22 protein-coding genes and 1 pseudogene are annotated in these 25,979 nt (G+C 53.9%); 13 read left to right on the forward strand and 10 right to left on the reverse strand.

Annotation, left to right across the window (positions count from 1 at the left end; all coding sequences use genetic code 11):
• Positions 1–8: 8 nt before the first annotated feature.
• The 4 genes from pabB (at position 9) to FHW71_RS01225 (ending at position 5,425) form a co-directional block, all read left to right on the forward strand.
• Complete coding sequence (gene pabB / locus FHW71_RS01210) at positions 9–1,367, forward strand: aminodeoxychorismate synthase component 1 (protein ID WP_179450644.1); 1,359 nt, start codon at positions 9–11, stop codon at positions 1,365–1,367.
• Between the two features lies 1 nt (position 1,368).
• On the forward strand, positions 1,369–1,938 hold the full coding sequence (locus tag FHW71_RS01215; protein WP_179450642.1) for a CoA pyrophosphatase: 570 nt from the start codon (positions 1,369–1,371) through the stop codon (positions 1,936–1,938).
• A 340-nt stretch (positions 1,939–2,278) separates the two neighbouring features.
• Entirely contained in the window at positions 2,279–3,643 is a 1,365-nt protein-coding gene (locus FHW71_RS01220; protein ID WP_179450640.1) for an L-serine ammonia-lyase, read from the forward strand.
• A gap of 219 nt (positions 3,644–3,862) precedes the next feature.
• Positions 3,863–5,425 carry an EAL domain-containing protein gene (locus FHW71_RS01225; protein WP_154156365.1) on the forward strand — a complete coding sequence of 521 codons (1,563 nt, stop codon included), beginning with the start codon at positions 3,863–3,865 and terminating at the stop codon, positions 5,423–5,425.
• 48 nt (positions 5,426–5,473) lie between these two features.
• Here FHW71_RS01225 and FHW71_RS01230 read toward each other — a convergent pair whose 3' ends face one another.
• Positions 5,474–7,039, reverse strand: coding sequence for a TerC family protein (locus tag FHW71_RS01230; protein WP_179450638.1), 1,566 nt, complete (start codon positions 7,037–7,039; stop codon positions 5,474–5,476).
• Positions 7,040–7,550: 511 nt separating this feature from the next.
• Here FHW71_RS01230 and manX point away from each other — a divergent pair.
• The 4 genes from manX to FHW71_RS01250 all read left to right on the forward strand — a co-directional run bounded on the left by manX (position 7,551) and on the right by FHW71_RS01250 (position 10,792).
• Positions 7,551–8,522 carry a PTS mannose transporter subunit IIAB gene (gene manX, locus FHW71_RS01235; protein ID WP_061718724.1) on the forward strand — a complete coding sequence of 324 codons (972 nt, stop codon included), beginning with the start codon at positions 7,551–7,553 and terminating at the stop codon, positions 8,520–8,522.
• A 58-nt stretch (positions 8,523–8,580) separates the two neighbouring features.
• Positions 8,581–9,381, forward strand: a complete 801-nt coding sequence (locus FHW71_RS01240) for a PTS mannose/fructose/sorbose transporter subunit IIC (RefSeq protein ID WP_008110410.1) — start codon at positions 8,581–8,583, stop codon at positions 9,379–9,381.
• Positions 9,382–9,395: 14 nt separating this feature from the next.
• Positions 9,396–10,241 (forward strand): PTS mannose transporter subunit IID, encoded by an 846-nt coding sequence (locus FHW71_RS01245; RefSeq protein WP_008110411.1) that lies wholly within the window; start codon positions 9,396–9,398, stop codon positions 10,239–10,241.
• 92 nt (positions 10,242–10,333) lie between these two features.
• Positions 10,334–10,792 carry a DUF986 family protein gene (locus FHW71_RS01250; RefSeq protein ID WP_179450636.1) on the forward strand — a complete coding sequence of 153 codons (459 nt, stop codon included), beginning with the start codon at positions 10,334–10,336 and terminating at the stop codon, positions 10,790–10,792.
• Here the strand turns inward: FHW71_RS01250 and rlmA are convergent.
• From rlmA to FHW71_RS01270, 4 genes and pseudogenes are all read right to left on the reverse strand, one after another.
• Complete coding sequence (gene rlmA, locus FHW71_RS01255) at positions 10,789–11,595, reverse strand: 23S rRNA (guanine(745)-N(1))-methyltransferase (protein WP_179450634.1); 807 nt, start codon at positions 11,593–11,595, stop codon at positions 10,789–10,791. The genes FHW71_RS01250 and rlmA overlap by 4 nt on opposite strands.
• Positions 11,596–11,736: 141 nt before the next feature.
• Positions 11,737–11,946, reverse strand: a complete 210-nt coding sequence (gene cspE, locus FHW71_RS01260) for a transcription antiterminator/RNA stability regulator CspE (RefSeq protein WP_008110414.1) — start codon at positions 11,944–11,946, stop codon at positions 11,737–11,739.
• Positions 11,947–12,032: 86 nt separating this feature from the next.
• Positions 12,033–12,104 (reverse strand): annotated as a pseudogene (locus tag FHW71_RS01265) (DUF2627 domain-containing protein); the annotation flags it as partial.
• A 686-nt stretch (positions 12,105–12,790) separates the two neighbouring features.
• Positions 12,791–13,066 carry a YebO family protein gene (locus FHW71_RS01270; RefSeq protein WP_008110415.1) on the reverse strand — a complete coding sequence of 92 codons (276 nt, stop codon included), beginning with the start codon at positions 13,064–13,066 and terminating at the stop codon, positions 12,791–12,793.
• Between the two features lie 215 nt (positions 13,067–13,281).
• Between FHW71_RS01270 and FHW71_RS01275 the strand changes: the two genes are divergently transcribed.
• On the forward strand, positions 13,282–13,518 hold the full coding sequence (locus tag FHW71_RS01275; protein WP_008110416.1) for a YobH family protein: 237 nt from the start codon (positions 13,282–13,284) through the stop codon (positions 13,516–13,518).
• 36 nt (positions 13,519–13,554) lie between these two features.
• Here the strand turns inward: FHW71_RS01275 and kdgR are convergent, their stop codons facing one another.
• On the reverse strand, positions 13,555–14,346 hold the full coding sequence (gene kdgR, locus FHW71_RS01280) for a DNA-binding transcriptional regulator KdgR (RefSeq protein WP_008110417.1): 792 nt from the start codon (positions 14,344–14,346) through the stop codon (positions 13,555–13,557).
• A gap of 193 nt (positions 14,347–14,539) precedes the next feature.
• Here kdgR and FHW71_RS01285 point away from each other — a divergent pair, with 193 nt between their 5' ends.
• On the forward strand, positions 14,540–15,922 hold the full coding sequence (locus tag FHW71_RS01285; protein WP_179450632.1) for an MFS transporter: 1,383 nt from the start codon (positions 14,540–14,542) through the stop codon (positions 15,920–15,922).
• A 50-nt stretch (positions 15,923–15,972) separates the two neighbouring features.
• On the opposite strand, the gene htpX is transcribed toward FHW71_RS01285, so the two are convergent.
• The 4 genes from htpX to FHW71_RS01305 form a co-directional block, all read right to left on the reverse strand.
• Complete coding sequence (gene htpX / locus FHW71_RS01290) at positions 15,973–16,854, reverse strand: protease HtpX (protein ID WP_179450630.1); 882 nt, start codon at positions 16,852–16,854, stop codon at positions 15,973–15,975.
• A gap of 220 nt (positions 16,855–17,074) precedes the next feature.
• On the reverse strand, positions 17,075–19,114 hold the full coding sequence (gene prc, locus FHW71_RS01295) for a carboxy terminal-processing peptidase (RefSeq protein ID WP_179450628.1): 2,040 nt from the start codon (positions 19,112–19,114) through the stop codon (positions 17,075–17,077).
• Between the two features lie 19 nt (positions 19,115–19,133).
• Positions 19,134–19,814, reverse strand: coding sequence for an RNA chaperone ProQ (gene proQ / locus FHW71_RS01300; RefSeq protein ID WP_008110425.1), 681 nt, complete (start codon positions 19,812–19,814; stop codon positions 19,134–19,136).
• A 96-nt stretch (positions 19,815–19,910) separates the two neighbouring features.
• A complete protein-coding gene (locus FHW71_RS01305; RefSeq protein ID WP_008110428.1) occupies positions 19,911–20,411 on the reverse strand; it encodes a GAF domain-containing protein in 501 nt (166 codons plus the stop codon).
• Positions 20,412–20,628: 217 nt separating this feature from the next.
• On the opposite strand from FHW71_RS01305, the gene yebS reads away from it, so the two are divergent.
• From yebS to rsmF, 3 genes are all read left to right on the forward strand, one after another.
• Entirely contained in the window at positions 20,629–21,873 is a 1,245-nt protein-coding gene (gene yebS / locus FHW71_RS01310; protein ID WP_061718717.1) for a membrane integrity lipid transport subunit YebS, read from the forward strand.
• On the forward strand, positions 21,842–24,481 hold the full coding sequence (locus tag FHW71_RS01315) for a PqiB family protein (RefSeq protein ID WP_179450626.1): 2,640 nt from the start codon (positions 21,842–21,844) through the stop codon (positions 24,479–24,481). The genes yebS and FHW71_RS01315 overlap by 32 nt, the downstream gene beginning before the upstream one ends.
• A 72-nt stretch (positions 24,482–24,553) precedes the next feature.
• Complete coding sequence (gene rsmF / locus FHW71_RS01320) at positions 24,554–25,978, forward strand: 16S rRNA (cytosine(1407)-C(5))-methyltransferase RsmF (protein ID WP_179450623.1); 1,425 nt, start codon at positions 24,554–24,556, stop codon at positions 25,976–25,978.
• Position 25,979 lies beyond the last annotated feature (1 nt).

The raw sequence follows: 25,979 nt of genomic DNA on the forward strand, positions 1-25,979 counted from the left end.
TTTGTCCCATGATGGTAAAAAGCCTCGTTCTGAAGTATACGCCCGAAACGCTGTTACACCTTTTTGCTCCGCTGGCCCACCAATGCTGGGCGATGTTGCTGACCTCCGGCCAGGCCGATCACGCGGATAACCGCTTTGATATCCTCACCGCCGATCCGCGCGCCACGCTAACCACACGCGGTGCCAGCACCGAAATTGCCTGCGGTGATGAGGTGATTCACTCCGCCGCCGATCCACTGCTGCTGGTGCAACAGCAATGTGACGCGCTGGGTGTTAAGCCCGCTTTTGATGCCGATTTACCCTTTCAGGGCGGCGCATTGGGTCTGTTCGGTTACGATTTGGGACGGCGCTTTGAAACTCTGCCGCAGCGTGCGCAGCAGGATCTCACCACGCCGGATATGGCGGTGGGCATTTATGACTGGGCGCTGATCGCCGATCACCATCTGCAAAAACTGACGCTGATTTCACTCACCGATGCCGAACAGCGCTGGCAATGGCTGCAAGCACAAACCGCGCCGGAAGCTGAGCCCTTCTCCTTGACCAGCGAATGGCAATCCAATCTCAGTTTTGACGCCTATGCGCAGCGGTTCCACGCGGTGCAGGCCTATATTCAGGCAGGTGATTGCTATCAGGTGAATCTGGCGCAGCGTTTTCAGGCAGGCTATCGCGGCGATGAGTGGCAGGCATTTTTGCGTCTCACGCAGGCGAATCGCGCGCCATTCAGCGCCTTCCTGCGTTTGCCAAAAAGCGCGCTGCTGAGTTTATCGCCTGAGCGTTTTCTCTCTTTACAGCAGCAGGAGATCGAAACGCGTCCGATTAAAGGCACCTTGCCGCGTCTTTCTGTTGCCGAAGCCGATCGTTTGCAGGCAGAGAAACTCGCTAACTCAGAGAAAGATCGCGCTGAGAATCTGATGATTGTCGATCTGCTGCGCAATGATATTGGCCGCGTGGCCGTGCCCGGCAGCGTTAGCGTGCCGGAACTGTTCGTGGTCGAGCCTTTCCCGGCGGTACATCATCTGGTTAGCACCGTGCGTGCACGTTTGCCTGAAACGCTAAGTGCTACCGATCTGCTGCGCGCCTGTTTCCCCGGCGGTTCGATTACCGGCGCACCGAAGATCCGCGCAATGGAGATTATCGAAGAGTTAGAGCCGCATCGCCGCAACGCGTGGTGTGGCAGCATCGGCTACATCAGCCTGTGTGGCCGCATGGATACCAGCATTACCATTCGCACGCTGATTGCGGAGAACCACCAGCTTTATTGCTCTGCCGGTGGCGGATTAGTGGCGGATAGCGACCTGAACGCCGAATATCAGGAAACCTTCCACAAGGTGAACCGTATTTTGCCCAGCCTGCGCGATGAGATCTGAAATGAGTTTAACCCTTGAGCAGTTCCTCAGCCGCTTTGTTCTGCAACCGCCGCTGCATGTGCCAAAAAGCGCTATCAGCGGACGCCGTGCGGCGGTGCTGGTGCCGGTTATTGACGGCGCGGAACCAGGCTTACTGCTCACGCGCCGCTCATCGCACCTGCGTAAACACGCGGGACAAGTTGCTTTTCCCGGCGGCATGCAGGATGCCACTGATACGTCGCTGATCCACACCGCGCTGCGTGAAGCGCAGGAGGAAGTGGGAATTCAGCCGGAACAGGTGCAGATCATCGGCGTTCTGCCGCCGGTAACCAGCAGCACTGGTTTCGCCGTGACGCCGGTAGTGGGCATTATTCCAGCTGATTTGGCTTTGCAGCTCAATCCGGACGAAGTGGAAAGCGCCTTTGCCATGCCGCTGGCGGAAGCACTACGTTTGAGCCGTTACAGCGATCTCACCTTACGCCGCGGTCATCGCCAACATCAGGTTTGGTTGTCATGGTATGAGGATTACTTTATCTGGGGCATGACCGCCGGAATTATTCGTGCGCTTGGTCAACAAATCGCCCTACCTTAAATCCTCTAATGCTCCTCAGTTAAGCACCTTTCGGTCACCATAAATGGCGACCCTACAATGGATTGACGCGTTTTTCGTAGGGTGCGCATTCATGCGCACCTGCATACAGATGCATATTAATGCTTAACTAACCAGCAATTTGCCCTAAATCCGCCACTTCGTTAGCCTTTCGCCGGGAAAACCGATCCGCTTCACAACTGTAGAAACGGATAACTATTTCTGTGGTTTATAATTAGTTTATTTCATGCGAAAAGCTGCTCGTTATCCGACATGGGCGATTACTATTAGCCGCATAAACGGCTTCTGCCGTACAGAATAAGATTTGTGAGGAGTGTCACCGGTGATTAGTGTTTTTGACATGTTTAAAGTGGGCATCGGCCCATCCAGTTCACATACCGTCGGTCCGATGAAAGCGGGCAAGCAGTTTGTTGATCTGCTGGCCGAACAAGGCAAATTGCAGGACGTGACGCGCGTAGCGGTCGACGTCTACGGTTCACTGTCGCTCACTGGTAAAGGTCACCACACCGATATCGCGATTATCATGGGCCTGGCGGGTTTCGAACCGGCCACCGTGGATATCGATGGCATTCCCGCGTTCATCAAAGACGTGGAGCAACGCGAACGTCTGCTGTTAGCCAAGGGCGCACGCGAAGTGGATTTCCCCCGTGAAGGCGGCATGGTGTTCCGCAGCGAAAACCTGTCGCTGCATGAGAATGGCATGACGGTGTTCGCTTTCGCTGGCGATGTGATGATCTTGAGTAAAACCTACTATTCCATCGGCGGCGGTTTCATCATTGATGAAGAGCATTTCGGCCAGCCGGTGCTGGACGAAGTTTCTGTGCCGTGGCCATTCCACTCTGCTAAAGAGCTGCTCAGCCATTGTCGCGAAAGCGGCCTGTCGCTGTCCGGTTTGGTGATGAAAAACGAACTGGCGCTGCATACTCGCGACGAGATTCACGCCTATTTTGGTCATGTGTGGCAAACCATGCAGGCCTGTATCGATCGCGGTCTCAATACCGAAGGCGTGCTGCCGGGCCCACTGCGCGTACCACGTCGCGCAGCTTCCTTACGCCGCCTGCTGGTTTCATCTTCTAAGCATTCGAAAGATCCGATGGATGTCATCGACTGGGTGAATATGTTCGCGCTGGCGGTCAATGAAGAGAATGCGGCCGGTGGTCGTGTGGTGACAGCACCCACCAACGGCGCCTGCGGCATCGTGCCGGCGGTGCTGGCCTATTACGATCATTTTATCGAACCCGTTACGCCCGATATCTTTATCCGCTACTTCCTCGCCTCTGGCGCCATTGGCGTGCTGTATAAAATGAACGCCTCGATTTCGGGTGCTGAAGTGGGTTGTCAGGGCGAAGTTGGCGTGGCCTGTTCCATGGCGGCCGCCGGTCTGGCGGAACTGCTCGGCGGTAGCCCGGAACAGGTGTGCGTCGCGGCGGAAATCGGTATGGAGCACAATCTGGGATTAACCTGCGATCCAGTCGCCGGCCAGGTTCAGGTGCCGTGCATTGAGCGCAATGCTATCGCTTCCGTGAAAGCCATCAACTCCGCGCGCATGGCACTGCGTCGCACCAGTGAACCGCGCGTGTCGCTGGATAAAGTGATTGAGACCATGTACGAAACCGGTAAGGACATGAATTCCAAATACCGGGAAACCTCGCGCGGCGGATTAGCAATAAAGGTCCAGTGCGACTAACGCTTCGCTGATGATTAAAGCAACAGTTAACTATTTTTCTGCATCTGTTGCTACCTCAACCTGAGTAAACCAGATACATTGATTTTGAGCGCGGCCCTTTATGGCCGCGCTTTTTTTGGTGCCGTTTTTTTTATTCAGCCGCGCTAAACCTGGCCGCCTCAATGCCGATAACCTACACGTTAATTTGGCTTCAATCTTTGTTTTGCAAGGTGGTTACTGATGCTCATTCCCCAGCAATTTGTGGGTCAATTTCGCCGTAAGCGACTGCTTATCGCGTTAGTGATCGCCTCGCTGGTTCTGGTCCTGACGCTGACTTTTCGCTATATCGAAGAGAAATCGCGCATTGAGCAGCAGTCGCTGAATTTCGCCACCCGCGCGATTGAACGCTTTGATCGTATGTTCTCGCCGCTGGATGTTTCCGCCAACAACACGCTCGGCCTGGTTGGCGTACCTTGCTCGCAGGTGCGTTATCCGCTGATTGAGAAAATTGCCGCACTGCAAACCGTGCGCACAGTTTTGCTGGTGCAGGACGACACGCTCTACTGCTCCAGCATTTTCGGCCCGCAAAACCTCTCTTTCAGCCAAACCTATCCTGAATTAGCTATCAATAATCAGCGCATGATGTTAGCCACGGATAATGATCTGTTGAAAGGATCGCCGGTGCTGCTGCTGTGGACACCAAAATCGCTGGATAACCGCGAAGGGCTGCTGCAAGTCATTAATATTGAGTTGATGACAAATTATCTGCTGGAACCGCAGTTGCCGTGGGTGGAGCGTGCGATCTTCAACGTCGGTGGTCAAAGTCTTGAATACGGCAATCCGCTGATTGAGCAAACCGAGCCTTCTGAAGATGAAGTGGCTTACGATCAGGCGTCGCTGCGTTATCCGTTCAGCATCACCTTGTATGGCCCTTCTCCCGCCCGGCTGGCGCTCAACACTCTACCTTCACAGCTGCCACTGGCGCTGATGCTGAGCCTGCTGATGGGTTATATCGTCTGGCTGGCGACCGCTAACCGCATGAGCCTCAGTTGGCAGATCAGTTATGGCATCACCGCTAACGAATTTATGGTGTATTGCCAGCCGCTGATTAACGCCAAAAGCGGCGAGTGTGACGGCATGGAGCTGCTGCTGCGTTGGCATAACCAACGTCAGGGCTGGATTGCGCCGGACGTGTTCATTCCGCTCGCCGAGCGCCAGAACCTGATCGCGCCGTTAACCCGCTTCGTGCTGGCGAAAGTGGTGGATGAGCTGCCCAACCTGCCGCAATGTCCGTCGTTCCATATTGCCATCAACGTTGCCGCCAGCCATTTCCGCGATCGCGCCATTGTGGAAGACCTGCAGAATATCTGGTGGCCCGCCAATCCGATTCCAAAACTGGTGGTCGAGCTGACGGAGCGTGATGCCTTGCCGATCATCGATCAATCGGTGGTGTCGCAGCTGCATGAGATTGGTGTGCGTCTGGCAATTGATGATTTCGGTACCGGCCACAGTTCGCTGGCTTATCTGAAAGACCTCAAGCCGGACGTGCTTAAAATCGACAAGATTTTCACTGCCGCCATTGGCACCGACGCGATTAACGCGACCGTGACTGATATGGTGATCTCGCTGGCGCAGCGCCTGAATATTTCGCTGGTGGCGGAAGGTGTGGAAACCGCCGAGCAGGCGCACTATCTGCGTGAGCGCGGCGTCGACCATCTGCAAGGCTATTTCTACGCGCGTCCCATGCCGATTGAAGATTTCCCGCAGTGGCTGGAGCAGCATCAGGCGCAGTTAAGCGCATAAAAAAACGGCCACTTATGTGGCCGTTTTTATTCGCATCAATCAGATTACTTACTCGGCGTGTTCTTCGTGATCGAATGGCTTATCTTTGGTCACGCGCACCAGGTCAATACGGTAATCGGTCGCCTCAATCACCTGGAAGTGCAGCGGCGGTAAATCAATCACTTCGCCCGGCAGCGGCAACTGACCTTTCTGCGCAATCAACAAACCAGCTAACGAGGCGTGATCTTCATCAGCCTTCACTAACTCGTGATGATCCAGCAGCTGTTGCAGCGAGTGTAGATCGGTACCGCCCTTCACTAACCAACCGTCGCCATCGGCAATGATGTCTGGCGTTTCATCTTCATCCGGGAACTCACCGGCAATCGCTTCCAGCACGTCCAGCGGCGTGATTAAGCCCTGTACCACACCAAATTCGTTGGTAACAATTACGAAGCTACCTTTAGCACGGCGCAACACGCCCAGCAGATTGATTGGGTCCAGCGTTTCCGGTACCACAATCGCCGGGGTATTAGCGGCAAAGATCGCCACATCCATACCGTGTTCCAGCGCCACCAGCAGCTCTTTGGCACGCACTACGCCGATGATTTCATCCAGCTCACCGCGACACACCGGGAATAAACTGTGTGGCGTATCCAGCAGCTGAATACGGATTTCATCCAGTGGACGCGAAACATCTACCCACGAAATGTTGCCGCGCGGCGTCATGATGCTGCGAATTGAGCGCTGCGATAACGTCAATACGCCGTTAATCATGTAGCGCTCTTCGTCTTTAAACGCTTCCTGTGGCATCGCTTCGGTCAACGAGGTTTCTTCGGTGGTCGTCGCTTGCTTACGCTGGCGTCCGCCCATCAGACGGAGAATCGCTTCGGCGGTGCGTTCACGCATCGGGCGATGTTCCTGATGCTTAATAAAGTTACGGCGCGCAATCTGGTTGAACAGCTCGATGATGATCGAGAAGCCAATCGCCGCGTACAGGTAACCTTTAGGAATGTGGAAACCAAAGCCCTCAGCCACCAGCGACAGACCAATCATCAGCAGGAAGCTCAGACACAGCACCACCACCGTTGGGTGTGCGTTAACAAAATTCGTCAGCGGTTTCGAGGCCAGCAGCATCACGCCCATGGCGATTACCACCGCAGTCATCATCACCGGCAGATGGTTCACCATACCGACCGCAGTAATCACCGCATCAAGTGAGAACACCGCATCCAGCACGACGATCTGAATCACCACCGCCCAGAAACTGGCGTAGCTCTTATTGCCCTGATGTTCGAGTCCGCGGTTCTCGAGCCGCTCATGCAGTTCCATGGTTCCCTTGAATAACAGGAACAAACCACCGAACAACAGAATTAAATCTCGTCCGGAAAAGCTGAAATCGCCTACGCTGAATAGGGGTCGCGTCAGCGTCACGATCCAGGAGATCAGCGACAGCAAACCAAGACGCATAATCAGGGCGAGCGACAAACCAATCAGTCGGGCTTTATCGCGCTGCTTCGGCGGCAATTTATCCGCGAGGATGGCGATAAACACCAGGTTATCAATACCAAGAACGATTTCCAGCACGATCAGCGTAAGCAAACCCGCCCAGATTGAGGGGTCGAAGAGAAATTCCATCAATGACTCCTTACCGAACGTGAAGGCGCACGAAATTGCATCTGCACCAGAGGGCGAGACGAGAGATCGTTACAGGTGGTGATAACGCTGAAGAGCGTGGAAGCAGGCGCGGAAAAACGCTGAGAACATGTTGAGCGACGTCGGTGACGGTCCATAAAGGTGAGCTGAAGCCCGGTACTCCTGAATAAAAAACAGAACGCTAATGTATCAGTTACATCAACGACGTCAAAAAAATTTATTACATTTACAAATATCTACGTGAACGCATGAATAACGAACAAAAGTGCACATTAGCGCCGTTACGCTCGAAATAGCTGACAAACATCACATAATTTATTTTTTCGATCACTAAAATAAATCGCGACCTTATCGCTGTGCAGCGGATTGTTTCGTTTTATTTATTGATGCTCTTTCTCTATCACATCACTAACGATCCACCTGAAACACTAACGGTAATTTTCAATGATTCCCGGCAATGCCAGAGAATCTCTCACGCGAACGGAGGTAGCAAGTGACCATTGCTATTGTAATTGGTACACATGGCTGGGCGGCAGAACAGTTGCTTAAAACAGCAGAAATGCTGTTGGGTGAGCAGGAAAATGTCGGATGGATTGATTTCGTTCCCGGCGAAAATGCAGAAACGCTAATCGAAAAGTATCAGGCACGGCTGGCAGATCTCGACACGTCAAAGGGCGTGTTGTTCCTGGTCGATACCTGGGGTGGCAGTCCATTTAATGCGGCCAGCCGCATTGTGGTAGATAAGGATGGCTATGATGTCATCGCCGGCGTCAACATTCCGATGCTGGTGGAAACCCTGATGGGACGTGATGACGATCCCTCGCTGGAAGAACTGATTCACATCGCGGTAGAAGCCGGTCGTGAAGGCGTCAAAGCCCTCAAGACTGAAACGCCTGCGCAAGCCGCAGCTGCACCGGCTCCGGTTGCAGCGAAAGCGCCTGCTCAGCCGCAGAAACCGATGGCACCGGGCGATCACATGAAAATCGGCCTGGCGCGTATTGATGACCGCTTGATTCACGGGCAAGTGGCCACGCGCTGGACCAAAGAGACCAACGTTAGTCGCATCATCGTAGTGTCTGATGAAGTGGCTAACGATCATGTGCGCAAAACCCTGCTGACGCAGGTTGCCCCGCCGGGCGTCACCGCGCATGTGGTGGATGTCGACAAGATGGTTCGTGTGTGGAACAACCCGAAATATGGCCAGGATAAAGTGATGCTGCTGTTCACCAATCCCACGGATGTAGTGAGGATTGTTGAGCAAGGCGTGGACATTAAGTCGGTCAATATTGGTGGCATGGCGTTCCGTCAGGGCAAAACGCAGGTGAATAATGCGGTATCGGTGGATGAAAAAGATATCACGGCGTTCCGCAAACTTAATGAACGCGGTATCGAACTGGAAGTACGTAAAGTGTCCAGCGATCAGCGACTGAAAATGATGGACCTGATCGCCAAGGTCAATCCGTAGTTCGCCCTTTGCCTGCATATGTGGGCGAATTTTAGAGACCTTGCAGAGGAGAAATGCAATGGAGATAACCACGCTACAAATCATTTTGATATTTATTGTGGCCTGTATTGCCGGGATGGGATCGATTCTTGATGAGTTCCAGTTCCACCGTCCGCTGGTGGCTTGTACCTTAATTGGTGCGGTCCTCGGTGATATGAAAACCGGTATCATCATCGGCGGTACGCTGGAGATGATTGCACTGGGCTGGATGAACATCGGTGCGGCCGTTGCACCAGATGCGGCGCTGGCTTCTATTATCTCAACCATTTTGGTTATCGCCGGTGGCCAAAGCGTCGGTGCCGGTATCGCGCTGGCAATTCCACTGGCCGCAGCCGGTCAGGTTCTGACCATCATCGTGCGTACCATCACTGTCGCCTTCCAGCACGCCGCCGATAAGGCAGCCGAGAAAGGTAATCTTAATGCCATCAGTTGGATCCACGTGTCCGCGCTGGTATTGCAGGCGATGCGTATCGCGATCCCAGCCTTGATCGTGGCGATTTCTGTGGGTACTCACGTGGTTCAGGAACTGCTGAACTCGATTCCAGAAGTGGTCACCAACGGCCTGAACATCGCCGGCGGCATGATCGTGGTAGTCGGTTACGCGATGGTCATCAACATGATGCGTGCGGGCTACCTGATGCCGTTCTTCTACCTTGGCTTCGTTACTGCAGCCTTCACCAACTTCAACCTGGTTGCGCTTGGCGTGATTGGCGTGGTGATGGCGGTGCTGTATATCCAGCTGGCACCGAAATATAACCGCGTTGCAGGTGCTGCAAATGCCGGTCCTGCAAACAATGACCTCGATAACGAACTCGACTAGGAACAGGTGAAATCATGGTTGATACAACTAACACTCCAAAGAAACTCACCCCCGGCGATGTCCGTGGTGTGTTCCTGCGCTCTAACCTGTTTCAGGGTTCGTGGAACTTTGAACGTATGCAGGCGCTGGGTTTTTGCTACTCAATGGTGCCGGTGATTCGTCGCCTCTATCCAGAAAACAACGATGAACGTAAACAGGCGATTAAACGTCACCTTGAGTTCTTCAACACCCATCCTTACGTGGCGGCACCGGTACTTGGCGTAACCATGGCGATGGAAGAACAGCGTGCCAACGGTGCGCCGATTGATGATGCGGCGATTAACGGTATCAAAGTGGGTCTGATGGGGCCGCTGGCAGGCGTAGGTGACCCGATCTTCTGGGGTACCGTGCGTCCGGTGTTTGCTGCGCTCGGTGCTGGTATCGCCATGAGCGGTAGCTTGCTGGGGCCATTGCTGTTCTTCATCCTGTTTAACGCGGTTCGTCTGCTAACGCGTTACTACGGTGTGGCGTACGGTTATCGTAAAGGTGTGGATATCGTCAGTGATATGGGCGGCGGTTTCCTGCAGAAACTGACGGAGGGCGCGTCGATTCTCGGCCTCTTTGTTATGGGGGCCTTGGTCAACAAGTGGACGCATGTGAATGTGCCGCTGGTGGTGTCGCGCATCACCGACCAGACCGGTAAAACCACGGTTACTACGGTACAATCGATCCTCGATCAGCTGATGCCTGGCCTGATTCCACTGCTGCTGACCTTTGGCTGTATGTGGCTGCTGCGCCGTAAAGTGAATGCGTTGTGGATTATCGTCGGCTTCTTCGCCCTCGGTATCTTTGGTTACTGGATCGGCCTGCTCGGTCTGTAATCAGCCAGCCGGGAGCCCTGCTCCCGGCTATTTTTGAGCGGCATTACCTGAGCGCCCACGTTGAGGTAATTTCGATTGAGGAAGAGTATTTTATGTCACTGACTGACGCGCTGATCGCCCTGCTGATTACAGGCTTCATTCTGTTCGCTATCTATGATGAAGCGATCCTGCCGCGCCGCAACGGCCCGACCAAACTGCGCGTTGCTCTGCGCCGTCGTCACAAGATTGATAGCGCCATTTTCGTGGTGCTGCTGCTGATTCTACTGTGGAACAACATTGATAAGCATGGCACGCAACTCACCACCAATTTGCTGATGATGCTGTGCTTTATGGCGATTTGGCTGTTCTGGGTGCGTAGCCCGAAGCTGCTGATGAAGGAGAATGGACTGTTTTTTGGCAGCGTGTGGATCGATTACGCCCGCATTCAGAGTATGAACCTGTCGGAAGACGGCATTCTGGTGATGCAACTGGAGCAGCGTCGCCTGCTAATTGCCGTCAAACAGCTGGATGATTTGGAACGCATCTACAATACGCTGGTGGAAGCGCGTTAGTCGCGCTGCCACAACGTCAGCATGAAGTCGGCATCACAGGTAAACTCGCTGGATGCCGCAAGCTTCTGCCACACCTCTTCGCGCGCACGCCAGGCAAATGGCGTCATTTGCAATAAGCTCACCGCCTCACTTCCGCTCAACGTCATGCTGTAATTCAGGTTTTGCTGATCGATCTGCTTAAAACTAGCATACATCTTCTCTTCTGCCGCATGCAGCTGCACTTCGCGGTAAATCAGCGCCTTGAACTGCTGCAAATGATGTGGTCCCGGCGTCACCGTTAGCAGGTAGCCACCCGCTTTAATCACGCGGCTGAGCTCCTCTTCATTACAGGGCGCATAAATGCGCACCACGCCATCCAGAGAAGCATCGGCAAAAGGCAAACGCTGGCTGGAGGCCACACAGAATCTCACCGTGCGATAGCGTTTAGCGGCCATGCGAATCGCTGCTTTTGCGACATCCAGACCAAAGAGTTGCGCCTGCGGTAACGCGTCGGCCATCGCTGCGGTGTAATAGCCTTCTCCGCATCCGATATCTAACAGCTGCGAATTTTGCTCACTCAGGCGCTGCGCGAGGATTTCGGCAACACCCGCGCGCAACGGCTGATAATGGCCAGCATCGAGGAAGGCGCGCCGTGCCTGCAGCATCTCGGCGCTATCGCCCGGTTCGCGCGAACCTTTGTGCTGCACCGGCAGCAAATTGACGTACCCTTCTTTGGCCTGATCAAATTGATGCCCAGCATCACAGCGGAAGCTATTCGCCTGCTGCAATAAAGGCTGATGACAAAGTGGGCAAATCAAAGACATAGATAACTCCGGGTTAGCAATTCGCGGCGCAGTTTACCCTGATCATCTGGCTACAGAAAGGATAAAAGAAAAAGCCCCGTTCAGTGAACGGGGCTTTAAGATTCGTTTCAGTGGTGCATGGCACCGAGCCTGAGGGCGAAATCAGATTGGGGTAACGTTGACCGCAGCAGGACCTTTCTGGCCGTCCTGGATTTCGAACTCAACGCTTTGGCCTTCGGCCAGAGTTTTAAAACCATTGCCCTGGATTGCAGAGAAGTGTACGAACACATCTTTGCTACCATCAGCAGGAGTAATAAAACCAAAACCTTTAGACTCGTTGAACCACTTAACCTGACCTTTAATCTTTGCCATTTCGCAAATTTCCTTTCAATGATTATATTGCCCGCAGGCAGACTTACAGATAAACCAGAGACATTACTGAATGAGGCACTAATTTAAGGTTCGGCAAGGAAGCGGTATTCAACGTCAACGTCTTTACTCGTAACTTCTTTACTGAAGATGCCATACATAAACAGAACTGTACCTCGTTTGACCCACGATTTGTTATCACATATTCGTAAATTAATGGCAAGCCATTTTTAAACGGTGATCGACGTGACGCACATAATTAGTTAATTGGCGCTGCACTTCATCAATCAACATATTGACACCCAACCCGTAAGGTGCGCAAAAAAGGGTTATCAGTCAGTATAGTTAGCGCTTAATCCTCACTTAGTCAAGCGCAGCGGTAATGTCTAAACAGGTACATTTTAAAGGGGTTAACAGTACGACAAAAATATTGCACTAATATGGCATCAATAAAATATTCCACTAAAAAGTTCGCCAGCCACACAACAACTGCGCGCCGTTCAAATCTTGTACAAATAGTTTTCTCAGGTATAAGTTATTAATTGCTTTGCACCAAAATCAGGAGAAACCAATAATATGCGCCCCATATAAACGCATTAACATTAGGTGGCATTTATCTCAATTTTAACTATCTACCCAACAATTAAATGTTAAAAAAAACATTGATGAGCTTGATTTAACAAAAACTCCTTAGGATTAATCTTAGTTGATATTCTTTATGGCAGAGATCATCGCTTTTCATACTTGATTTAGGAAGCGAATTCGCTAAAAAGCATTATCCCGCCACGCACCATTTCAGTGCGCAGCCGGTTGCCCAATCGGCGATTATTCCCCCCCTTCCAACGCCTTAACGTTCCGGGATCATCCGAATAAAATCGCGTTTTTCATCCGCGTCTTCATCCGCTGGTGGTTTTGCTGTGGATGGCTGTGCGTCAACCAAACGACGCAGTAGCGCATTCTGTTTCTTTTGCTCTTCGATAACGGCTTCCAGCAAACGGATCTGCTCACTGGCGCGCACGCTAGCCCGGTTAACAAAGAACCAGACAATAAAGGCCACAAGAATGATGATGGCCAGAACGCCATAGTTAAACAGCGGGCTGGTGTTTGCGGCTAATTCGTTCATAACTGCCTCTGTAGTCAAAAATCAAACATCTACTCCGCCGCTGATTCTACTCGTTGCCGGGGCAAAAGATAATGGGTAGCGACGGAAAGCAGATTATCCCGCAAAACCCTCTTTCAGTTATCTCTGATCGATTCGATGGCGAAAGCGAGGCATGCTGCTACAGTAGATTCGCAGCCATGTTGGACGCGCTGCGTTGTGTATCACAAGGAGAAAAGATGAAACTACTTATTCGGACGATTATGCTGGTGGCATTAATTTGGTTGGCGATGCTGCTAACCGGCTATGGCGTACTCACCGGCAGCAATAAGAATGCGGCGGGATTGGGACTGCAATGCAGCTATCTGACCGCACGCGGCATGATTACAGCACAGTATCTGCACACAGACAGCGGTATCGTCGGCGTAACGGATTGTCCACTGCTGAAGAAAAGTGGCGAAGTGGTCGACAATTAAACGTTGAAACGGGCTGGCAACAGCCCGTTTTTCATTTCAGAACGGATAGTCGTGGTAGCCCATTTGTTCAGACAGATTGCGCGCCGCACGGTGCAGCATCGCAACATACTCATTTTTGGCTTCTTCTGAAAAACGAATGGTGGGGAACGAAATGCTCAATCCCGCAATCACCACGCCAAAGCGGTCAAACACCGGCACCGCGATACAGCGTAAGCCCTCTTCCTGCTCTTCATTATCTTCGCCAAATCCCTGCACTTTCACCTGATCCAACACCGCCAACAGCGCTTCTGCAGTGACAATGGTTTTGGCGGTACTGCGGCGGAACTCCACTTCGCTGAGGATCTCCTGTACTTCAGTGCGATCGCGCCATGCCAGCAACACTTTACCAATTGCGGTGGTGTGCAGTGGATTGCGGCGGCCGATGCGCGAATACATGCGCAGGTTATACAGTGAATCGATTTTATGGATATAGACGATGCTGTCTTCTTCCAGCGCACCGAGGTGAATGGTTTCTTTGGTTAGACGCGACAGCTCACGCATCTCAATATCGGCACTGCGAATCAAATCGACGTTCTGCAACGCTTTGGCACCGAGCTCAAACAGCTTGAGCGTCAACGAGTATTTCTCACTTTCCCCTTCCTGCGCCACATAACCGAGCGATTTCATGGTTTGGAGAAAGCGATAGACGGTGCTTTTCGACATCATCACGCGTTGGGACAATTCGGTGATACCGTGATCGCGCTCTTCGCCCAACGCCTGCAGAATGCCAAACACTTTCATCACCGATGAAACCGAGTCCGGCTGTTTATCGTTATCGCTGCTCGCCATGGCGCGTATCCTTTTTTTACAGTGTTTCAAAAAAAACGGAACAGAAGCGCCAGTATATGCGTTTCAACCTGATGGCGGCAACGACTGACGCTAAGTGACACATCCACACGTAATTTTATGTCAATGAATGCGGTGCTTTTCGGCAGCGAATTGATTAGCATGATGATATTCACTTCCTTTACTTACCTAACTTATGTCCTCTACTGTTGCTCAGGATGGATTGCCCGTTCCACAGCGCTATGGCGCGATCATCACCATTGCACTCGGTATCATGATGGCGGTGCTGGATGGGGCTATCGCCAACGTAGCCTTGCCGACCATTGCGCGTGAACTGAATGCCAGCCCAGCCGAATCGATCTGGATTGTTAACGCCTACCAAATTGCTATCGTTATCTCGCTGCTGTCGCTGTCGTTTCTTGGCGATATGCTTGGTTACCGCCGCGTGTATCAAGTTGGACTCGCGCTATTTATCGCCACCTCGCTGTTTTGCGCCCTCTCTTCATCGCTGAATACGCTGACCGTGGCACGCGTGCTGCAAGGCTTTGGTGGCGCAGCACTGATGAGCGTCAACACTGCGCTGATCCGCATCATCTATCCGCAGCGCTTTCTCGGGCGCGGTATGGCGATTAACTCGCTAATTGTCGCGGTGTCGAGTGCAGCCGGGCCAACCGTGGCGGCAGCGATTCTTTCCGTCGCCAGCTGGAAATGGCTGTTCCTGATCAACATTCCACTCGGTATTGTCGCGCTGTGGCTGGCGTTGCGTTTCCTGCCGGATAACCCGCAGAAAGCCAAACAACAAAAATTCGACGTGCCCAGCGCGGTAATGAATGCCCTGTTCTTTGGCCTGCTGATTACAGCACTGAGCGGCTTTTCGCAGGGGCAAAACGGCTGGCTGATTGTGGCCGAGTTGGTAGCATTGGTGCTGGTGGGCATCGTATTTGTCCGTCGCCAACTGGCGATGCCGGTGCCATTGTTGCCGGTGGATTTGCTGCGTATTCCGATCTTTTCGCTGTCGATTGGCACTTCAATTTGCTCGTTCTGCGCGCAGATGCTGGCGATGGTGGCGCTGCCGTTTTTCCTGCAAAACGTGCTCGGTCGTGATGAAGTAGCAACCGGTTTGCTGCTCACGCCGTGGCCGCTGGCAACTATAGTGATGGCACCCATTGCGGGTCGATTGATCGAGAAGTTCCATGCCGGATTATTGGGCGGATTGGGATTAGCGATGTTCGCTGCCGGCCTGTTCCTGCTGGCGCTATTGCCGACTCAGCCAACTGATGTGGATATCATCTGGCGCATGATGCTGTGCGGTGCCGGTTTCGGGCTGTTTCAGTCACCCAACAATCACACCATCATCACTGCAGCACCGCGTAATCGCAGCGGTGGCGCCAGCGGAATGCTGGGCACCGCGCGTCTGGTGGGACAAAGTAGCGGCGCGGCGCTGGTGGCATTGATGTTTAATCTGTTCCACGACCACGGTACACACGCCTCACTGCTGCTGGCAGGTGGCTTTGCCAGCGTCGCCGCCGTGGTGAGCCTCGCGCGTATGACGCAGACACGGCAGACTGCCGAATCCTGAAAACAGCAAGGGCGCCATCTGGCGCCCTTGTTTTGGTATGCAAACACTGGTTACTTCAAGTATTCACCGCTGCGCAACGCTTCGATACGTTTATCGAGCGGCGGATGCGACATGAACAGCTCGCTAAACGATTTGTTTTTACCATTGATACAGAACGCCATCATGCTGCCTGGCTCTTGCGGCTCATAACTGGTTTTCAAACGTTGCAGTGCGGCAATCATCTTCTCGCGACCCACCAGTTTGGCGGAACCCGCATCGGCATGGAATTCACGATGACGTGAGAACCACATAGTGATGATGCTGGCAAGGAAACCGAACAGCAGTTCCAACACCATGGAGACCGCGAAATAAACCATCGGATTACCGTTACTGCTCTCTTCACCGTCGCGGTTGCCCGACAGGAAGCCAGCAGCTATCTGCGCCAGAATACGCGAGATGAAGATAACAAAGGTGTTCACCACACCCTGAATCAGCGTCATGGTGATCATGTCGCCGTTAGCGATGTGGGCGATTTCGTGTGCCAGTACCGCTTCCGCTTCATCGCGGCTCATGTTTTGCAACAAGCCGGTGGAAACAGCGACCAGCGACGCGTCACGTCGCGCACCTGTCGCAAAGGCGTTAATGTCGGGCGCGTGATAAATCGCCACCTGCGGCATCGCAATGCCAGCCTGTTGTGCCTGGCGGCCGACGGTTTCCATCAGCCAGCGTTCCGTCTCATTACGCGGTTGTTCAATAACCTCACCGCCAACGGATCGTAACGCCATCCATTTGGACATCAGCAGTGAAACAAACGCACCGCCAAAGCCAAACAGACCTGCCATAATCATCAGACCCTGAACACTGCTTGACTGGATTCCTGTCAGACTCAAAATCAGTCCGAATACCAACATCACCGCCAGGTTGGTGAGCAGGAAAAGAGCAATACGCATCATAAACGTTAATCTTCCTCAGTTGTGCACGCGCATATGCGCGGATATCTATCCTATGGTCATCGCCGCGCATTTCAAGCAACCTTAATCTTTAAGTGCCTAAAAAGACATAACTTTACATTAGGCAGTGAAGTGCGCAATTCAGTGTATCAGTAGCGCTTAATAACGATTTTAGCCTAAAAAAAAGCACCGCCGAAGCGGTGCTGTTTCACAGGCCAAACGGTTATTTCGCGCTTTCGGCTGCGGGCTGAGATTTCTCCAGCTGCGCCATGTCATTAGCGATTTTCACCGTTTCATCCAGGTACGGATCTGGCTCTTTATAGTCCTTCGGCAGATCTTCGATGCTCTTCAGCGGCGCTTTGCCTTCCGCCTGATAGCGTGCGTTGATACGCTCCAGGCGCAGTGCATCATCTTCGCGGTTCTCTTTCTCACGCTGAGCAAGATTGAGCGACACGATATTACGCTTGTCTTTCATCGCATCGAAACGCGCAATATCTTTCATGATGTACTGGAACTCGCGATCTTTAGCGATGCGATCGTCGTGCTCTTTGGTCAGCTGCGGTACCAGCGGCGCGATATCGCCGGTTTTGGTGTAGCTTGCCGCATTCACGCTGTCCCAAGGCAACGCGTTGTCCTCGAACTTCTCACCGGTTTCTGCCGCTTCGACGCCGGTTGGCATCAGCAGATCCGGCGTTACGCCCTTACGCTGAGTACTGCCGCCGTTGATACGGTAGAACTTCTGAATGGTGTACTGTACGGAACCCAACGCTGGCCATTCAGGACGCAGCATCTGATCGTAGATGCGGTTCAGCGAACGATACTGCTGCACGGTGCCTTTACCGAAGGTCGGTTCACCGACAATCAGCGCACGACCGTAATCCTGCATCGCCGCAGCGAAGATTTCTGACGCTGAAGCACTGAAGCGATCAACCAGCACCACCAGCGGACCTTTGTAATAGACAATGCCGTCGTTATCGCTGTCTTCGCGCACGCGTCCATTGTTATCACGCACCTGCACCACCGGACCGCTTGGAATAAACAGGCCAGAGAGTGAAACGGCTTCGGTCAAAGCGCCACCGCCGTTGGTACGCAGGTCGATCACCACGCTGTCGACGTTCTGCTTCTGCAGTTTCTGCAGTTGCACCTTCACATCATCAGTCAGGCCAACGTAGAAGCCAGGAATGTCGAGCACGCCGACTTTCTCTTTGCCAACGTTATGCACGGTGCCTTTCACGGCGCGATCTTCCAGACGGATTTTTTCACGCGTCAGCGTGACGGTGCGGGTTTTCGTGCCCTTACCGGCTGGCAGGATTTCCAGGCGTACTTTGCTGCCTTTCGGTCCTTTAATTTTTGAAACTACATCATCCAGACGCCAGCCAATCACATCTTCCATCGGCTTGCCCGGCTGAGCGACACCGACAATGCGGTCGCCGACGCTGATCGCTTTACTCTTCGCCGCCGGACCACCCGCGACCATCGAGTTGATCACCGTGTAATCGTCATCCATCTGCAGCACTGCGCCGATACCTTCCAGCGACAGGCTCATTTCGGTATTGAACTGCTCGGTGTTGCGCGGTGAAAGATAGTTAGTGTGGGGATCGATTTCATGCGCGAACGCAGTCATCGCCAGCTGGAACACATCTTCACTGTTGCTTTGCGCCAGACGGCGAATGGCAAAGTTGTAACGCTTGGTCAGCGTTTCGCGGATCTCTTTCTCATCTTTACCGGCCAGTTTCAGGCTCAGTTCGTCATATTTAACTTTGGCATCCCACAGCGCGTTGAGCTCATCAACGCTCTTCGGCCATGGCGATTTTGCCCGGTCAATGTCAATGGTGTCATTGCCGGTGAAATTCATTGGGCGATTCAGCACGCTCAGCGCATATTGATAGCGCTCAAAGCGGCGTTTCTGCGCCAGATTGTAGAGATCGTAAAACACATCCAGCTTACCGCTGCGGAACTCATCACCGACGGTGGTTTTCTTGTCGGCGAATTGCGCGACATCCGATGCCAGCAGCACGTTGTGGCTGTAGTCGAGCAGATTCAGGTAGCGATCAAAAATTTTCGCAGAAAAGTCCTGATTCAAATCGAACTGACGATAGTGAGAGCGGGTAAAACGCGATGTAACGCGTTCGCTGACGGTGGGATGCTGTGGATCTTCGTGTAGCTGGGGAATCTGGTCGGCGCGGGTAATATTATCTGCACCAAAGGTGGGGCCTGCTAAAAGCAGGCCCGCGATCATACCGATCTTTAAAATATTGTTCATGCCAGGGTCAGCCTCCGTTTCAGAACTGCAAATGTTCTGCGCGCACAATCATAGCCATGCCGGAAGCGAGCTGAACCCGAACGCCATCTTTGGTAATTTCCAGAATGGTAGCGTCCATTGCACCTTTGCCTGCGGTCACTTTGATGTTCTGGCCGGGCTGCAAGGTTGAGGTATCAGTGACAGGTTTAGCACGCGGTGGCTGCGGCGCTGCGGCACGTTCAGTAGCGGCCGCACGCGGCGCCTGAGGACGTGGCTTACGCGGTGCATCACCTTCGGCAGCTTTACGCGGAGCAGGCTTGCGCGGACGACGTTCAGCGGTCTCTTCACCGGCTTCACGCTTCTTCGCTTTCTGCTGATCGCGCTGCGCCTGAACGCGGGCTTTAGCTTCTTCCAGTTGCTTGCGCGCATGTTCTACGTGTTGCTCATCCAGCACACCACAGGCGTTGCCATCGAGATCGACACGGATGGCACCTGCTTTGATGCCATAAAGATAACGCCAGCTAGAGGTATAAAGACGTAAGGCAGAACGCAGTTGCGTCTTGCTCAGGCTCAGTTCGCCTTGAACACGCTCGACCAGATCTTGAAAAATGCCGATTTTGAGCGGACGCGCCTCGCCTTCGGCGCTAAAGCATTGCGGAAAACGTTCCGCCAAAAAGGCGATGACTTCTTTACTGCTATTCAACTTAGGTTGATTTTCCATGAAATTTCCTGATTACAACGGATTTGCCGACCAGAGCAGGCATGAACAGGCGACATTATAATGACAACATCGCCAAATGCTATGTGATCCAGTCGATTAGCTGTGCGTCAGCTGAATAAATTTTACGATGTCGCTGCCCGCCAGCACTTCACAAAGCCCGTCGGTAAGGGCCACCAGCCCCGCTTCATCCTCGCTATCGAAGCGAGAATAAACCGTACTATCAATGTCTAAAACACCCACGAGGGTGCCGTTTACTTTCAGAGGAATCACGATTTCGGCGTTGCTGGCCGCGTCACAGGCGATGTGACCTGGAAACGCGTGCACGTCTTCCACCAACTGCACTTTGTCCTCGGCTACCGCTGTACCACACACGCCTTTGCCAACCGGAATACGTACGCAAGCGATTTTTCCCTGGAACGGGCCCAGCACCAGCGTGTTCGGTTCCGTCAGTAAATAGAATCCAGCCCAGTTCACGCCTTCCAGGCGTTCAAAAAGCAGCGCGCTGCAATTACCGAGCGCGGCCAGGAACGAGGTTTCGCCCGCCAACAGAGCGCGGATATCGCGATTCAAATCCTCGTAAAAAGCTTTTTTGTTCATTGTTCAACCATAACTCGTCACTGTGGTGACCTTGTTGTCACTCAGTTGTTAAAATAAGCACTAATAATCCAGGCGCATAAGGTGAATCATTCTGTTAGTTACTATACCCTTAGCAGTCGGTGGATAAGAGTATTCTGGTACCACCGAATATTGCAGGCAAATTTGCGCTACTCAGCATGCCGGTAAACGTAACGAACGATGGGCACTTGCGTCACCTATGAAAATTCACGCTATCAGCCAGACGTTGCCCCACGCACGTTATCAGCGTTGTCCGCAATGCGATACCCTTTTTTCCTTACCGGATGTGAAATCGCATCAGACAGCCTATTGCCCCCGCTGTCATGCACAAATTCAGAGCGGCCGTGACTGGTCGATGACGCGACTCACCGCCATGGCGGTGGTGATGATCGTGCTGATGCCGTTCGCCTTTAGCTTGCCGCTGGTCGATATTCGCCTGCTTGGCATGCGCATTAACGCCAGCCTGGTGGAGGGCGTGATTCAGATGGCGCAGCAGGGCGACACATTAACCGCGTCGATGGTGGCGTTTTGCACCATTGGCGCGCCGGTCACGCTGGTCGTAGGCATCCTCTATCTTTGGCTGGGCAACGCGCTGGGTATGAACCTGCGCCCGGTCCTGCTGATGATGGATAAGCTCAAAGAGTGGGTGATGCTGGATATCTATCTGGTCGGCGTGGCGGTGGCCTCAATCAAGGTGCAAGATTACGCCTCGCTGGAGGTGGGCTACGGTTTAGTGGCTTATATCGCGTTGACGGTGCTGAGCTTGCTGACGCTGATTCATCTAAACGTTGAGCAGCTGTGGGAACAGTACTATCCGCAAGCGATGCCCACTTCCCCGCCCGAAGAGTGGCAAGTGTGCCTTAACTGCCATCAAACCGGTGTGCCCGATGAGCGTGGGCGCTGCACACGTTGCCACACGCCGCTCGACTATCGCCGCCGCCACAGTTTGCAGAAATCCTGGTCAGCGCTCATCGCCTCAATTGTGCTGCTGATCCCCGCCAATTTGCTGCCGATTTCGGTGGTGTACGTGAATGGCGCACGCCGGGAAGACACCATATTCTCCGGCATTCTGGGATTGGCATCGGGCAATATACCGGTCGCCGCCGTGGTGTTTATCGCCAGTATTCTGGTGCCCTTTACCAAAGTGTTAGTGATGCTGACCTTGCTGATCAGCATTCATTTCAAATGCGAACAGGGTTTAAAAACCCGCATTCGCCTGCTGCGTGCCGTCACCTGGGTGGGCCGCTGGTCGATGCTGGATCTGTTCGTGATTGCTGTAACCATGTCGCTGGTCAATCGTGACCAGCTTCTGGCTTTTACCATGGGACCGGCCGCCTTCTATTTTGGTGCCGCCGTTGTTCTGACCATTATGGCTGTAGAGTGGCTTGATAGCCGCCTGATCTGGGATGCACATGCAACAGGAAACGCCGACTACACCGACTAGCGCCAATCTACGCAACAAGCGCAAGATTTCGCCGTTCTGGTTATTGCCCATCATTGCCCTGCTGATTGCTGGCTGGCTGCTGTGGACCAATTATCAGGAGCGCGGTACGACGATCACCATTAACTTCCAGACCGCCGACGGGATTGTGCCAGGCCGCACACCCATTCGCTATCAGGGCGTTGAAGTGGGCACGGTGCAAGGCATTGTGCTGAGTGATGACTATCGCAGCATCCAGATTAAGGCCAGCATCAAAAGCGACATGCGCGATGCGCTGCGTGAAGACACCCAATTCTGGCTGGTGACGCCGAAAGCGTCGCTGGCGGGCGTCTCCGGGCTTGATGCGCTGGTCGGCGGTAACTACATCGGCATGATGCCGGGCAAAGGTAAAGAGAGCGATCACTTCACCGCGCTCGATACCCAACCTAAATATCGCGTCAATACCGGCGAGCTATTGATCCACCTGCGTGCGCCGGATCTCGGCTCGCTTAACACCGGTTCGCTGGTCTACTACCGCAAAATTCCGGTGGGTCGCGTCTATGACTACAGCCTGAACAACAGCACCGATGGCGTCACCATTGATGTGCTGATTGAGCGCCGCTTTATCAATCTGGTGAAAAAGCAGAGCCGCTTCTGGAATGTCTCCGGCGTCGATGCGGATGTCAGCCTGAGCGGTGCCAAAGTGAAGCTGGAAAGCCTGGCCGCGTTAGTGAACGGCGCGATTGCCTTCGATTCGCCCAATGACGGTGAGCAAGCGCAGGTAGATGCCAATTACCAACTCTATCCGGATCTGGCGCGCAGTCAGCGCGGCGTGCAAGTGAAACTGGATTTGCCGAGCGGCGATAACCTGAAAGCCGATAGCACGCCGCTGATGTATCAGGGACTTGAAGTCGGCACCTTAACCAAACTCAACCTGCTGGATGGCGGCAAAGTCACCGGCGAGTTAACGGTCGATCCTTCAGTAACCGGTTTGATGCGCAGCGGTACGCGCATTGAGATGCGTACACCGAAGATCAGCCTGACCGATACCAATCTCAGCAGCCTGTTAACCGGCAATACCTTTGAGCTGGTGCCAGGCGAAGGCGAGCCGCAGGATCATTTCACCGTATTACCGGCCAGCGAAACCTTGCTGCAAAAACCTGACGTACTGACGGTAAAACTCAGCGCACCGGAAACCTACGGCATCGATGCCGGCCAGCCGGTGATGCTGTATGGCATGAAAATCGGCCAGGTGATTTCACGCACACTGGATGAGAATGGCATCAGCTTCGTCGCAGCTATCAACCCGGAACACCGTAATCTGGTGCATGCCGACAGCAAGTTTGTGGTGAATAGCCGCCTCGATGTGAAGTTTGGCCTCGACGGTATGCAGGTGCTCGGCGCCAGCGCGCGCGAATGGGTCGATGGCGGTATTCGCCTGATTCCCGGCGCGAAAGGTAATCCATCCAGTCGTTATCCTTTATATGCCGATGCGGAGCGGGCCCAGGAAGGCATCGTGGGCGAACAGCCGCCGACCACGCTGAAACTTACCGCCAACAGCTTGCCGGATGTGCAGGCCGGTTCGGTGCTGCTGTACCGCAAATTCCAGGTTGGTGAAGTGGTGGATGTGGTGCCGCGCGCGGATGCGTTTGAAATCTCGATTCACATCCAACCGCAGTATCGCAAGCTGCTCACCAGCGAGAGCGTGTTCTGGGCAGAAGGCGGCGCCAAAGTGCAGCTCAACGGCAGCGGCTTGACGGTACAAGCGTCTCCGCTCAACCGTGCGCTGAAAGGTGCTATCAGCTTCGATAATCTGACCGGTGCGCAGGCAGCGAAAGGCGTTAAGCGCGTGCTGTACGCATCAGAAACCGCCGCGCGTGCGGTTGGCAGCCAGATTACCTTGCACACCTTTGATGCCAGCAAACTGGCGGCGGGAATGCCGATTCGTTATCTCGGTATCAACATTGGCCAGGTTGAATCACTGGCGTTGAGTTCGGATAACAATCAGGTTGTCGCCAAAGCGGTGCTTTATCCGGAATACGTGCAGGACTTCGCGCGCATTGGCAGCCGCTTCTCGGTGGTATCACCGGAGATTTCTGCGGCGGGCGTGAATCATATCGAAACGCTGTTGCAGCCTTATCTCAACGTCGACCCGGGCAAAGGTGCTCCGGCGCGCACTTTTGAACTGCAAGAAAGCACCATCACCGATTCCCGCTACCTGAACGGCTTGACGATTTATGTCGATGCCGCTGACGCCGGATCGCTGTCTGTCGGCACGCCTGTGCTGTTCCGCGGCGTAGAAGTGGGCACCGTCACCGGAACGTCGCTGGGCAATATGGCGGATCGCGTGCAGATCGCGCTACGCATCAGCAAGAAGTATCAACATCTGGTGCGCAACAACTCGGTGTTCTGGCTTGCTTCCGGCTATAACTTCGATTTCGGTCTGATTGGCGGCGTGTTGAAAACCGGCACCTTCCAGCAGTTCATTCGCGGCGGCGTACAGTTTGCCACACCGCCGACGGTGCCATTAGCACCGCAGGCCGGCGCCAACAAACACTTCCTGCTACAGGATGAAGCGCCGAAAGCGTGGCGCGACTGGGGCACCGCGATTCCGGACCCTAATCAACCTTAAGCAAATCGGGCAGCCTGGCTGCCCGATTCTTTTTCACGTGTTACACTTCGCGCTCATTTCGTTTCCCGGTAGATGCCCGTGTCCGATCGCTTTCCCGAAGATTTCCTCGCGCTGATGCGCGCCAGCCTTGCTGACGACGCCGAACTGCAACGCTTTCTCGCTATTAGCCAGCAACCGCTGCGTCGCAGCTTACGCGTCAACACCTTAAAAATTAGTGTGGAAGATTTCCTCGCCCGCACCGCCAACTATGGCTGGCGCTTGTCGCCCATTCCGTGGTGCGCAGAAGGGTTCTGGATTGAGCGTGACGACGAATCGCTGCCGCTCGGTAGCGTAGCGGAACACCTGAGCGGACTGTTCTACATCCAGGAAGCCAGCTCGATGCTGCCGGTCACCGCGCTGTTTGATGCCGCACCTGATGCGCGTCAGGTGATGGATGTAGCTGCTGCACCGGGCTCCAAAACCACGCAGATGGCCGCGCTGATGCGCAATGAAGGCGCTATTCTGGCGAATGAATACTCGGCCAGCCGCGTTAAAGTGCTGCACGCTAATATCAGCCGCTGCGGTGTCAGTAATGTGGCGCTGACCCATTTTGATGGTCGCGTGTTTGGCGCCGCGCTGCCGGAGCGTTTCGATGCCATTCTGCTTGATGCGCCTTGCTCTGGCGAAGGCGTGGTACGTAAAGATGCCGACGCATTACGTAACTGGACGCTGGCCAGCACCGAAGCAATTGCCGAAACCCAACGCGATCTGCTCGACAGCGCTTTCCATGCCTTGCAGCCCGGCGGCACGCTGATTTACTCCACCTGCACACTGAATCAGATCGAGAATCAGCAGGTGATTCACTGGTTGCAGCAGCGTTATCCCGACGCGGTTGAGATCGTGCCATTGAACGGCCTGTTCGCCGGCGCCGATCAGGCGTTAACCGCCGAAGGTTTCCTGCACGTGTTCCCGCAGATTTTCGATAGCGAAGGTTTCTTTGTCGCGCGCCTACGTAAAACCGCCAGCATTCCGGCATTGCCCACGCCAACCTATAAAGTTGGCAAACTGCCCTTCTCTCCGGCCAGCCGTAAACTGAGCGCCGAAGTGCAGCAGGCGGCGGCAAAAGTCGGCTTGCAGTGGGATGAGAACCACACGCTGTGGCAGCGCGATAAAGAGCTGTGGCTGTTCCCAGCGGCGCTGGAGAGTTGGTTGGGCAAAGTGCGCTTCTCGCGCATCGGCCTTAAGCTGGCAGAAACCTTCCCGAAAGGCTATCGCTGGCAGCACGAAGCGGTTGTGGCGCTGTCGCAGCCAGGCAGCGCGCTGGATTTCGAACTCACCGATGCGGAAGCGGAAACCTGGTATCGCGGTCAGGATATCCATCCGGAAACCTTGCCCAACCGGGATGAAGTGATCGTCACCTATCAGCAGCAGCCGCTGGGATTGGCGAAGAAAGTGGGTAATCGCATTAAAAACAGTTATCCGCGTGAACTGGTGCGCGACGGGCGTCTGTTCCGTTAAA

The organism is Enterobacter sp. Sphag1F (assembly GCF_014193275.1).
GTDB lineage: Bacteria > Pseudomonadota > Gammaproteobacteria > Enterobacterales > Enterobacteriaceae > Pantoea > Pantoea symbiotica.